This is a genomic window from Salmonella sp. 32070601201500089SM, assembly GCF_017573605.1.
In the GTDB taxonomy this organism is placed as follows: domain Bacteria; phylum Pseudomonadota; class Gammaproteobacteria; order Enterobacterales; family Enterobacteriaceae; genus Salmonella; species Salmonella enterica.
In genome coordinates this window covers 33,203-46,118 of the sequence record NZ_JAGETK010000009.1, presented here as the reverse complement: position 1 = coordinate 46,118, position 12,916 = coordinate 33,203, and the positions used below count along the sequence as shown (strand labels likewise).

The 12,916-nt window shown below is 56.8% G+C and carries 7 protein-coding genes; all 7 read right to left on the bottom strand.

Annotated features, from left to right (window positions below; genetic code table 11):
* Window positions 1–33: 33 nt before the first annotated feature.
* Complete coding sequence (gene hmsP / locus J4728_RS15250; RefSeq protein ID WP_021294122.1) at window positions 34–2,040, bottom strand: biofilm formation regulator HmsP; 2,007 nt, start codon at window positions 2,038–2,040, stop codon at window positions 34–36.
* 173 nt (window positions 2,041–2,213) lie between these two features.
* Window positions 2,214–5,756, bottom strand: coding sequence for a cellulose synthase complex outer membrane protein BcsC (gene bcsC, locus J4728_RS15245; RefSeq protein WP_208212009.1), 3,543 nt, complete (start codon window positions 5,754–5,756; stop codon window positions 2,214–2,216).
* A complete protein-coding gene (gene bcsZ, locus J4728_RS15240; protein WP_208212007.1) occupies window positions 5,738–6,847 on the bottom strand; it encodes a cellulose synthase complex periplasmic endoglucanase BcsZ in 1,110 nt (369 codons plus the stop codon). Before bcsZ ends, bcsC begins: the two co-directional genes overlap by 19 nt.
* 3 nt (window positions 6,848–6,850) lie before the next feature.
* Window positions 6,851–9,151: a cellulose biosynthesis cyclic di-GMP-binding regulatory protein BcsB gene (gene bcsB, locus J4728_RS15235; protein WP_000823805.1), complete on the bottom strand. Its 2,301-nt coding sequence runs from the start codon at window positions 9,149–9,151 to the stop codon at window positions 6,851–6,853.
* A gap of 10 nt (window positions 9,152–9,161) precedes the next feature.
* Window positions 9,162–11,786, bottom strand: coding sequence for a UDP-forming cellulose synthase catalytic subunit (gene bcsA, locus J4728_RS15230; protein ID WP_001275329.1), 2,625 nt, complete (start codon window positions 11,784–11,786; stop codon window positions 9,162–9,164).
* Complete coding sequence (bcsQ, locus tag J4728_RS15225; protein ID WP_000996120.1) at window positions 11,783–12,535, bottom strand: cellulose biosynthesis protein BcsQ; 753 nt, start codon at window positions 12,533–12,535, stop codon at window positions 11,783–11,785. The genes bcsA and bcsQ overlap by 4 nt, the downstream gene beginning before the upstream one ends.
* Complete coding sequence (gene bcsR / locus J4728_RS15220) at window positions 12,536–12,739, bottom strand: cellulose biosynthesis protein BcsR (RefSeq protein ID WP_000282616.1); 204 nt, start codon at window positions 12,737–12,739, stop codon at window positions 12,536–12,538.
* Between the last annotated feature and the right edge of the window lie 177 nt (window positions 12,740–12,916).

Genomic DNA, 12,916 nt, shown 5'->3' with positions numbered 1-12,916 from the left:
AGTTTGAGCTGGCTCGCACAAGCGCGACCTTTTTTAACTTTTGTAATCAGAATTTTCGTGCGACAGATACCGTTCTTCAAAGATATCCGCGGGAACGGGCCGAGCAAACAGGAAGCCTTGCGCCACGTTGACTCCAGCCTGTTCCAGCCACGCGCGTTGCGCCTCGTTCTCCACGCCCTCGGCAATCAATTGTAAATTAAGACTGCGGGCCATCAGGATAATCGCCGTCACCATACTGTGATCATCCGGTAACCCATCGACAAACATTTTATCAATTTTAAGGATATCGACCGGTAGCGACTTCATATGCTGTAACTGGCGCAGCCCCGCGTAACCCATGCCAAAATCATCCAGTGCGATACGCACGCCAGCATTACGTAACGGACGTAAGATAGCGACGGCAGCGTGTGGATCGTCGATACGGCGGCTTTCAGTGACCTCAAGAATCAGCGTACCCGGTTGAATACGATAGCGGTTTAACAATTCCAGCAGATCCGACACCATGCCAGGGTGCATGAGCTGTAACGCGGAAAGATTGACGGAGAGCGGCAATGTCACGCCGCGCTCCTGCCAGGCGGCAAGCTGGCGGCAGGACTCTTCCAGCACCCAATGGCCCACCGTGACCATCAGGCCGCAGGATTCAATGCGCTCAATCAGCCCCTCCGGCAATTCCCAGCTACCGTCCGGCTGCTGCATACGTAATAAGGCTTCGGCGCTTAATACGTTGCCGCTGCGCATCTCGACCTGCGGCTGCAGCCAAATGGCAAACTGATGGTTATCCAGCGCGGTAAGGATATCGCTCTCTTCGGTAAGACGCTGTTGAGCGGCCTCCATCTGCGTCGGGTCAAAGAACTGGATCTGATTTTTACCTTTTCGGCGCGCGGTAAACGCGGCGGAGACGGCGCGGCTATAGAGCTCTTCGGCGGTCAGATCGCCATAATACATCGCAATGCCAATACTGCAGCTTGGGCGCAGTTGAATACCCTGAATGGGCAGTCGTTCATTAATGATAGTGAGTATTTGCTGACCTAATGTGATGGCGTGCCACGGCTCTTTAACGCCGTGGGCGATAATGGCAAAGTCATACCCGCTGACCTGCGTAAGCACCATGCGCGGCGCCAGCACCGACTTCAGCTTCTCAACCAGCGTCAGTAATAGAATCTCCCGCTGCGTTTCTTGCAGCACGCCTGCCGTGTCACGCAACGTTTCGCACGTCACGATGATAAGCGCGGTGGTCTGTTGGCGGGCGATAACCTGTTCCAGCAGCGCCATTAAAAAGGCTTTATTGGGCAGCTCGGAAACCGGAAAACGCATCGCGTTGTCCGTTTGCTCCTCGCGTTGACGCTGCATAAGCTGCTGGTTGAGGTTATAGCTGCGCACCAGCATCCCAATTTCATCATCCTGATGCAGACGCGGCAACGCCAGCTGATGTCCGATCAGCTCCTGCTGCGGAATGTCGTTCAGCTCGCGGGCGATTTTGCGCAGCGGATGCACAATCAGGCGGTTTACGCACCAGGCGATGGCCACCGTCAGGATCAGCGATAAAAGTAAGTAAATGGTCACTAACGTAGAGAGCGCGCTCATGACGAACTTGTACATACGGTACGAATCCGCCTGCAATACAAGGTAGGCCAGCGGTTGCGGATTGGCGGGACGCTCCAGCGAATAAACCGGTAAAGAAATTTGTACCGGCAGTTCGAAGAGACGCGTCACCATAACCGGGACGGGGCGTTCAGGAATGAAGCGCTTACGCAACGCCTGGAACTGATTCGGCAATACCACATCGGCGCGACTCACCACGCCCGCAGGTTTAATACTTTCCAGAATGGTTTCCGCGCCGGGGAGATCCGCTTTTAAAATCGCGGAAGAAAGAGGTTCCCGAACAGATCGCGCGATACTTTCCAGTTGCGTAGCCGTGTTGTAGCGGTTCTGCTGTACCAGATGGAACAACAAAACGGTGCAAAAGACAAAAACAAACACCATGACAACGGCCGCAACCATTGCCATCTGTTTAATTGTTAACGAGCGGCTGACGCGCAAATTGACTCTCCCTGGATATCCCGGACTGCCGCCTGAGTATACCCGATTGCAGCGGCATTAAGAGAGGCTGTATCTGAAAAGGACTTTTCTGAATAACGGTTAATGATAGCGTCTGATGGCGCTGCGCTTCTCAGGCCTACGACGCCTGTCAATTCGTAGGCCTGACGCAATGATTACCAGTCAGCGTAAGGCACCAGAGGCTGCGGCGGTAAATCCATATCCCCCTGCCAGCCCGCCGCGGAATAACGGACATACAGCAGCAGATGACTGGGGGTATAATCTTTCGCCTGCTGAATATCGACAGCCGTACCCACAAACCAGTTGGCAGTGACCCGGCGTTCAATGAGCGCCCGCGCGGTATAGCCAAATCCCTGACTGCTGCCGCCGCCGTTGGTCTGGTCACGCGCATCCTCCTGATAATCCGCCGGAATCAAATTCATCAGCGGATAACGCGGCATGGTACGGTTGCGGGAGTGCGACCAGGATACCGAGCCGCCCAGCTCCCACGACCAGTTTTCCGTACGCTGCCGCCACATCACCGGCACCGCAAACGACAGGTATTCCTGCGGGCTATAATAACCGCCCTGACCCAGTGAATAACCGCTCAGATCTTTGTCGTAATGCCAGATCATGTTATTCAGCCCGACGGTAACACGGCGGTTATTCTCGTTAATCACCTTATAGTAATAACCGGTCATCCAGCGCACGCGCCAGTTATCTTCTACATTTTTACCGCTCAACTGGTCGCCGCTGAGCGACGCCCAGACACCGTTTGCTTCGCCTTTATCATAGCTGAGACTGACGCCGCCGCCGTTGGCCCGCACGCCGCCCCATTTGGTGCCGGTATTGCTGCTGGCATCCTTTTGCCCGCCAAACGCCAGCAGCGAGCTGGAGATCGGGCGACGATGCGCGTTCAGGGTATAACCCAACGGCCCGATATCGTCGCTATAGCTGACGCCGCCGACCACATCAACGACATTAAAGCCCATCGGCGTCGTGCCGATATCCCAGCGCCAGGTCTCATTCTGCCAGCCGACCGCCACGCTCGCGCCCGTATCGGCCTGGCTACGATGTCCGCTGCATTTCTCCAGCGTACAGGTACCCCAGTTATTATCGTATTTTCCATCCGCATCCGTAGAGAAGCGGCCAACATCCATATTCACCATATCAGTACGAAAGAACGCCCGTCCGTCCGACCAGGGCGCATCCACCTGAAGCATCGTGGTATGCGCCTTCAGATCGGAGTAACCGCCAGTCCCGCTCGACCCCCAATAATCGTGCGCCAACGTGACATTGAGATCCTGCTGACGGTACAACTCCGCCGCATTGCTACGCACGCCGCGTTTTAGCCAGTCGTCTTTTTCATCATTGCGCGTCAGGCGGGTAAAGGTATCGTTATCCTGGGGACGAACCGGCGTAATCGCCGCGGCGACCATTGCGTCTTTGTAGGTCTCCAGCGCCCGCTGCGGCTCGCCCGTTTGCGCCTGAAAAGCGGCGGCGTCACGCAATACCATCGCGCTTTCCATTGATGGCGGCTGTGCTTTTGCCTGCGGCGTAATGCGGTTGAAGGTCCGCGCCGCCGCCGTGATATCGCCAAGCTGGAGCTGCGCCAGCGCGACGCGGCGCTGCATGTTAATAGAGGTGATTTGCGACGCAGGCAGCGCCGCCAGCTGAGCGCGCGCCGCAGCGTTATCGCCCTGTGCGATGTCGATTTCCACCCGCCCCAGCATGGCATCGACATTACCCGGTTCCCGCGCCAGAACGGCGTCATAAGCGGCGCGGGCCGCCGCATTATCGCCACGCTGCTGCGCCCAGTCCGCCAACGTTAACGCAATGCGCGTAGAGGGCGGCTGCTGACGTAACAACGCTTCCGCTTCGCGTTCTTTGCCGCTATCGCGCAAGCGGTTAGCGCTTTCCAGCACCTGGTTACTTTGCAATCGGCCCGCCAGTTCCTGAATATTGCTGTTCCACTGGCTGGTCGGCAGGGTATTGAGATGCGCCAGCGCCGCCCGGTCCCGATCGCTGCCGGAAAGATAAAGCCCATAAGCATAGACCTGTTCCGGATCGTTTGGCTTCTGCTGCGCCAGAGAGCGCATTTGCGCATCGGCCTGAGCGTGCTGCCCGGCCTGCCACAGATCGCGTGACAGTCGGTACGTCACCCACACGCTCCCCGGATCTAATGCCAGCCGACGACGGTGCAGTTCTGCGGCCTGCGCCCATTTGCCCTCGCTTTCCAGCGTTTCCGCCTGCTGCGCCAGACGGTCATTTTCCAGACTGCGTTCGATATCGTCGATACTGCGCCGCTGGCTGGCGGAAAGAGAAGCGATAAACGCGGCGGCTTTTTGCGGCGACTGCTGGCGATAAAGATTCGCCAGCCCGCGTACAGCATTGGTATTACCGCTATCCATACGCAGCGTCTGCTGATAATAACGTTCGGCGGCGGCATTATCTTTGCGCGCCATCGCCACATCCCCCAGCCCCAGTACCGCGTAGCTGTCGGTGTTATCCACTGCTCGCGCCTGCTGATAGAAACGCTCCGCCTGGGCCAGATTATTCGCTTTTAAGGCCGCGTCGCCCTGCTGAATTAACAGCCAGTAGCGATTGACCTTCAGCAGACTCTCCCACTTATCGCGGCTGCTGCTGTGCGGCGCCATCGCCAGCGCCTTTTCAAACTGCGCGACGGCGCGGGCGCGATCGCCACGCTGTGAGTATGCCTGCCCCAGCGCGCCGACCGCCTCGCTGTCGTCCTGCCGGGCGCTCACCGCCTGCTGCAATTGCGCAATGGCCTTACCGCCTTCTCCGGCATTAACCGCCGCGATGCCCTGCGAGCGCGCGCGGAACGCCGGATCGGCTAACTGTTTTTGCTGCTCGCTAAGCTGGGCGCGGGCGGCAGACACGCTATCGCCTTCGCTAAACTGCGTCAGATAGTCTTGCAACGCTTTTACGCTGGCGTCGCTCACCGGGAGATCTTTTATCTGCTGGTACCAGATGGCGGAGGCCGCGCTGCGTCCCGTACTGGATTTCGCCATCTGTTTTAGCACCGCGAATCCCTCATCGCGCCGCCCGCTGGCGAACAACAGTTGCGCCAGCGCATTTTGCAGAGCGTTATTACCCGGACTGACGGCATTGATTTTCTGTAGCTGGTTAATCGCTTCGTGACGGCGAGCGAGCAATTTCGCCACGGTCGTCCAGTATTCGACCGCCAGTTCGCCCTCCGGCGGATAACCTTTAAACAGCTTGTCGTAGCTGGCGATCGCTTGTTCAGTATGGCCGGTCGTCGCCAGTAAACGCGCCTCCTGCAAAGACTGGCGTCCTTGCGGCGTGGAGAGCAGCATCGCGGTGCGGGAAGATTGATACGCCGTCGACTCCGGCGCCAGTTGCGCCAGCCGGTCAAGTAACTTCTGCGCCCCGTCGCTATCCCCCTGCCGCAACAGATAGCGGAAACGGGCGGCGATAACCTGTGGATCATTGGGGTCGATCAGCTCCAGGCGATAGAGCGACTGACGGACTAAGTCCTCACGGTGCGTGGCCTCGCCCAGCCGAACCTGCTCCAGCAACTGTTGCTGCGCGGAGGTCGCTGCGCCGGCAAGCGGTGTTAGCGCCATACCAAGCGATAAACCCAACAATGCCCGAGAAACGCCCCTTTTGCCAGGTAAGGCGTTTCGACCGCCAGCCGGCAAAAAAGCGTGCATGAGACTTAACGTGAACTTACGCATTCCTGGCCCCAGTCAGGTAATAATTCACCTTTGACGGTGAAGCGAAAACGGTGTTGATCCCAGCCTTGTCCAAAGAGAGTCAGCACATAGTTGTAATAGGCATCGCTGCCAGGAAAATGGTCTGCGACCCGCTGTCGCTGCACGGCCTGGGCGTCGCGATTTTGCAGGAAAGGCAGTAAGGCGGCGGAAAACCCGACCGGCCCCGTCCCTTGCGCGTTCCCGCTGACGACATCCACTTTCTCCGGTGGAACGCCGTTTTTCATCGTTAACGTCGACATCGGTTTAAATCGCGCCAGTAAACGCGCTTTTTGCGGATCGCCATCATGCATCATTCCCGCCCATAAATAGACGCGAATCGCATCGTAGCTACTGATCAGCGTCTTTTCCGCTTTCAACTGCCAGCCTTGCTTGCTTTCATAACGCACCCAGTCCGGCGAGAAACCTTTCGGCGCGGTTTCCAGCAAAAGCCGCAAATTGGTTTCCCGTAGCGTCGACCACGGCGCGCCAAAACGGCTAAAGTATTGCGCCAACTGCGGCGGCAGATAGCTTGGGTTAAAACGCCAGCTATTCGCCTCGGCAAAGCCGATTTTGCCAGGTAGCAGCATTGAGCCCAGCCCCGGCACATTCACGACCTCTTCGCGGGCGATGCGTTTTAGCAACGCCGTGCCCACCTCGGTATAACGCGTCTCTTTCCACAGACGACCGGCCTCCAGAAGCGACCATGCCATCCAGATATCGCCGTCGGACGCGGAGTTGCTGTCCAGCACCGACCAGGTGTCGGGCTCTTTTTGTCCCCACAGCCAGGCGGGCAGATGTTCACGCAGCGATCCCTGCGCCAGATTGTTTTGCGTCCAGTTAAACAGTTGCGCGAACGCCGGTCGATCGTTCGCTGCCAGGGCAAAGAACATGGCGTAGCTTTGCCCTTCGGAGGTGGTAATTTTTCGCGCATCGCCCGGATCGATAACGCGTCCATGCTGGCTAATGTAATCTTTCTTGAACTGTTCCCACGCAGGCCAGCTACAGGCCGCCTGCGCATTTATTGCCGTCAGCATGACGATCATCGTTATCCATCCGCGCAGCATAGTCATCATGCGTTACTCATGGTCAGGGTCGAGACGACGGCGACTGAGAATACGTAGCAGACGCCACAATACCCACGCCAGTAATACCACACTGAGGGCCGCCAGTACCGCCAGCAGCACAGGGTGATTCGCCAGCGCATACCACAGCCGCTCAAACCACGGCAGATGTCCGACGTAATAGATATCGCCAACGCGCAGACTGTGAACGCCGGACTCGCGGATCACCGCCACGGAACCAAACATCGCGGCGCGTTTACCGCTGTCGTTCACGGCGTCGTTCAGTAGCTGGTAACCGCGCGGGCTGTCAGCCAGCAGAGCAATCACGCTGCGCTGATCATTAAACGGCGACTGGAAGCCCACCACCGCCGCCATCGGGCCGCTGGCGGTGACGGTGGACTGCGCATCCGCCGCGCGATCGGCCTCATCCGGCATAATCGACGGGAAAGCGGTCTGCCGCATCGGGGTTTTTACCCAGCTTTGTGTCGCCTGCACCAACAGATCGATACGCTTATCATCTTTTAGCTTGCCCGGAATAGCGCCAATAATCAGCAGATCGGCGTCTTTGTCGGCTATCTGAGCGCTATCATCGGTGATGGTCAGATTAATTGCCGGGAAACCGGTCTGCCCGCCAATGGCGCCGACCGTATTCAGCAGCGTTTCCATTTGCGCTTCGGTTGGGGTCTTCGGCATCACCGCCAGCGTGTCAGACAAGTCGGCCATCCGGCTGAACGGGAAACCCGCATTGGCGAACGCGCGTAAATCCGGCATCGCGATAAAGTGGTAATATTTCGAAAAATCGATAGTGGAGTCATCCCCTATCACCACATGATTCGGTACCGGCTGGAAGGTAATACAGTTGTCCACCGACCCGCCCGGCATCGGATTCATGTAGCGGAAGTCAAAACGTAGTTGGTTCATCGCCCCCAGTTTGAGCGCCGGAATAGACACATCCGTTTTACCATCCAGCAGTCCCTGAAGTACCGGCAGGCGCAACAGGAGTCGATTAGTTTCCTGCGTGCTGTTAAGGCTAAAGGCTTGCAGAAACTGGTTATTCAGACTGATATCCAGCCGTGAACTGTCTTTAGTCGGCGGCGAGGTATAACGGTAGTTGAGATCCATATCAATACCGTTGCTACGCAGCAAATAGAGGTCCGGCGGCAGATTCAAAGAAACGTTGATGGGCGCCGGCTCCAGCCCACTCGACTGGAGCTGCTCTTCATAGGTTTTCAGCTCGCCAAAAGTGACCGGGCGATCGGTACGCACCCAGTTCGGCGCATCATACGGTTTGCGCGCCAGCAGCGGTTTTACATCGTTGACCACCACGCTGGAACCACGGAAGAGAATATTCCCTTGCGCGATACCTTTTGCCGCCTGCAACAGGTCTTTATCATCTCGACCAAACACAACCAGCAACTTCACATACGGATTATCCGGATGGCTCATCATCTCGATAACCGGCGCGTTAACCGCAGGATGATCGCGCAGGAAATCGGGGCGTCGATCGTTGGTGGCGAACACGATCGCATTGCGATCCGGCAGGTGATTATACAACACCGGGAAGCGCTGACCGCGCCAGCCCGCCCGCGATCCAAACCAGGACGCGACAATAGAAGCCGCCTGCTGCTGCGCCAGATCCGGCATATCAGCAAACACTATCGGCAACGTCACTGGACGGTTATCCCGTGGATCGAAAAACGGCACCGGGAAGTGGGACAGATCGTTATTCACCGCCAGCATGTTATAGGTCAGATCCAGGGCGCTATTTCGCCCGATGTCTAACCACAGAGTACTGCTGGCCGGGTTTTCACACACGTCGCGATAGTGGCCGACAAACTCCAGCCGCACCCGGTTAAAGTCGGTGATAAATAGCGGATTGATAGGTACCTGCGCCAGCGTCTTTTTCCCCAACTGCTCTTTTGTCACCGGCAGTACGCCCATCAGTTCATCATTGAGATAAACCTTGAGCTGCGACTGAACCGGCAGGAGCGACGGCGAGGGCGTATATTCCAGATTCAGCACCGCTTTCGACGCCACTTCATCGCTGCGCATACCAAATTCAATGCCGCCGTTAGGGTTAACGCCACGCAGCGCCATACTACCCGGCGGCGGCGCGATTTGCGCAAAGGTCAGCTTGACCTCGCGCGAAGGCGCGGTCTGCGCCACGACTGGCGCCTGATCTGCGGGCGACTGCGCAGGCTCGGTGGGTTCAGCATTGATCAATGGCGGCATCGCAGGCGCCGCCGCCGTCATGAAAGCAGGAAACGCGCTTAATCCTATTACCGCCGCACACATCCAGGACAATTTTCTTTTCATCGCATTATCATCATTGTTGAGCCTGAGCCATAACCCGATCCGACGGCTGTATCGCCGCTTGCCGCTCCGGGCGACGCGGAATAAACGATACAATCCAGGCAATTAACGCCGTCAACGATCGGAAAATTACTTTTACTGAAGGCGGCGCGAACTCCGCGAGGTGGCGATATCCGCGGAAGCCCAGCTTCAGAATATCCAGCAAGCTTTCCAGCGGTTTATCTTCCGGGAAGCTATCTTGCCAAAGCGCCCACGTATCGGCGCGCGCGAAGGTACACTGCACAAAATCAATATGTTGTTTGGTGGTGAGCGGCATCAGTTGCAGCCCGACCTCATTGCCCGTTACGCGCACCACCTGCGTTGGAAAGACATATTCCTGCTGCCCGCGTTTAAGCAACAGATTCACTTTCTGCCCTTCCAGCACCTGCGCCTGACCGTTGATCTTGATGCCTAACCCGCCGTCGGAGAAGTCATGTACGGTACAGGAGAATAAATGTCCATCTTCGCGGGCGATGGCCCCCGGCATGGCAATTTCGACCCGATGCGCGCGTCTGACCTGTTTACTCTCTACCGAAACCGCAACCGCGCCGCCGAGAATGACCAGGTTGTAGAAGACCCACACCAGGCTAACGATGACGGTCAGCGTTTCATTTTCCGGCCCGTAATAGTATCGCCATACGCCCGCCGCCACGCCGAGCAGGTTAAGCAAGACAAGGAAGATATACGGACGCGAGATTACCCAGTCGACGTACTTCTCTTCCACCAGTCCGCCTTTCGCCGTGACGTTAAATTTCCCTTTGTGCGGATTGATCAACGCGACCAGAGTCGGTGGTGCGATATACCATGCCAGTACCGTTTCATAGATTTCACTCCAGAAAGAGTGACGATACTTGCCCTGAATCTTCGAGTTAGTCAGGCTGGCGTGGACCATGTGCGGTATCACAAATAGCGCAATCATCAACGCAGGCGCATAAATGATATAGGCGTGCAGCAGCAGAAAAGCCAGCGGCGCGGTCAGAAAGATCAGGCGCGGAATGCCGGACAAAAAATGGAACATCGCGTTGAGGTAGCACAGCCGCTGCGCCAGTTTTAAGCCTTTACCAAACAGAGGGTTATCGAGGCGGAAAATTTGCACCATGCCCCGCGCCCAACGAATACGCTGCCCGATATGCGCCGACAGGCTTTCCGTCGCCAGCCCCGCCGCCTGCGGAATGCGCATATACGCTGAGGTATAACCTCGCCGGTGCAGCCGGAGCGATGTATGCGCATCTTCCGTCACCGTCTCAACGGCGATACCGCCAATCTCATCCAGCGGCTTACGGCGAATCACCGCGCACGATCCGCAAAAGAAAGTGGCGTCCCACATATCGTTACCGTCCTGCACCAGTCCGTAAAACAGCGTGCCTTCGTTAGGCGTTTTACGAAAACGTCCCAGGTTGCGCTCAAACGGGTCCGGGGAGAAGAAATGATGCGGCGTCTGCATCATCGCCAGCTGTTTTTCTTTCAGGAACCAGCCCATTGTCATTTGCAGAAACGAGCGCGTCGGCACATGGTCGCAATCGAAGATCGCCACAAACTCGCCTTTCGCGTGTTTTAGCGCATTGTTGATGTTGCCGGCTTTGGCGTGTTCATGCGTGGCGCGGGCAATGTAATGCACGCCAACATGTCGGGCAAAATGACGAAATGATTCACGCCCGCCGTCATCAAGGATCCAGATATTCAGCTTGTCCTTCGGCCAGTCAATGCCAAGCGAAGCGTAAATGGTATTTTTGACCACGTTAAGGTCTTCGTTATAGGTCGGTACAAAAATATCCACCGTCGGCCACTGCGACATTTCTTTCGGCAACGGCACCGGTTGACGATTTAACGGCCACACCACCTGGAAGTACCCCAGCACCAGCACAATCCAGGCGTAGGTTTCCGCAAACAGCAGAATCAGCCCGCACACCAGACTGACCGGGTCGTCCCAATTTAGCGTCGAGGTATAGCGCCACCAGATATAACGACAGGAGACCGTTAGCGACAGCACGATGAGCATCAGCGCGGAAAAGCGTCCCGGCATACGTCGTACCAACAGCGCAACGCCCCACAGCAACAGCAGAAAGATAAATTGCGATAGCGGGTTAAATGGCTGCGTAATACAGATCAGCGCCAGTATCAGTGAAAAGGTCACGATAACGCCCAGAATAAAACGCCGGGCGCCGTTGCTAAGATGTCCCAGCTCTTTTTCCTTTTCCAGATGCGTTGTCTTTTGGCGCACCCGTTCCGGTAAGGTATCCATCCATTGATGGTAACGTCCACGAACGTCCTTCAGGCGCGCAAATGACCGCCAGCGCGGTTCATGACGTTCTTTAGTCGACGAGATCATCACCAGCCAGAGGGTCTGAATGAGGTAGCGGGCCGGGTCCAGCGGGCGCGGGCGGGCGGCGTTAATATGCGGGTAAAGCGCTTTATGCCCGTCGCGAATACGCTGCCAGCGCGGATGCTCAAGCGGAAACACTATCCACGCCAGAATCATCCACAGGCAGCCGAGCGCTGCGCTAAACGGCGACGCGCCGTGGCGGCGGTAACCCTGATAGCGCTCGCTCAAACGCGCGCTAACCGGCGGGATAAGCAGCCACCGGGAAAGGGCGCTCATCGCAGGCTCCCGGCGGACGTTTTGTCGCCCGCATCATGCAGCAGGCACCAGTTCGCCAGCGTTAACACCTCTTCGGCGGCTAACGAATCGCTGCGATATTCGCCTAACGGCTGTTTCGACGCCATGCACTCCGCCATCGCCTCATCGCGATGGATCACAATGGGCAGCAACCGGCGCTGGCTTTGCAGCCAGACCTGGTACAGATCGTCCTGTAACTGACTGCCAATGCGTAAGTCATTGATCAGAATATACGCTCCGGCAGGCAACGCCTGCTGATGAAGGCGAATATGGCAGTTAGCGTCAACCTGGGCTATCGCCAGCGTATGGTCGCAGAGGCTCACCAGCTGCCGTGTCAGCGGTGACGCGCCGTAGGGCAAGTCCAGTAAAATCCAGCTATAACGCCCGCTCGCTTTCAGCGCCTGGATAGCCGATCCGATCTCTCCCAGCGTCTCCTGCCAGGCCTGCGGATTTTCCCGCTCTTGCGCGGTGAGCTGTCCAAACGGCAGTAGATCAAGCTGCGAGGTATAACGTAACCCGGCATCGCGCCAGTCCTGGCCGTCCAGCAACGATCGCGCCCAACCGCCCTGATGGACAAAGTCGACGTTAAACGACATGCGCAGCAGGTTATCGGGGCTGGCGTCAATCACCAGGACATTTTCCCCTAAGATTTGTAACGCCCAGGCGAGTGCTGCGGTGAGAGATGTGGTTCCCACCCCGCCGCGCACGCCCTGCAGTCCCAGAATCGCCATTCATGGCTTCCTTAATGAATGTGGTTGCGCAAATTCAGCCAGGAGTGGCCATCTTTTAATCGCCGCCGCCAACTGTTCGCGTTGGGAAATATCGGTGTAATCTATTTCGGGTAGTGAAAACGCCTGGCTTAATGCCAGAAAATCATTTTGAAAAGTGTAGCCCAACGTTGGATCGGACTGAGCGCCAGGTTCATTGTTATACATTCTGGTTGCTCCTTTTTAAATATTTCTCACTGGCAGCATTACGCCCCGTCGTCAATACGGGAGAACGCGCATTTTTCATCTTTCCGTGACATCATTTATAATGTGTAAAAATGCAAAGCGCAGAGTTACAGGGCATCCTGCCGGACAAATTGATTCACATGCTAAATCTGATGCGTT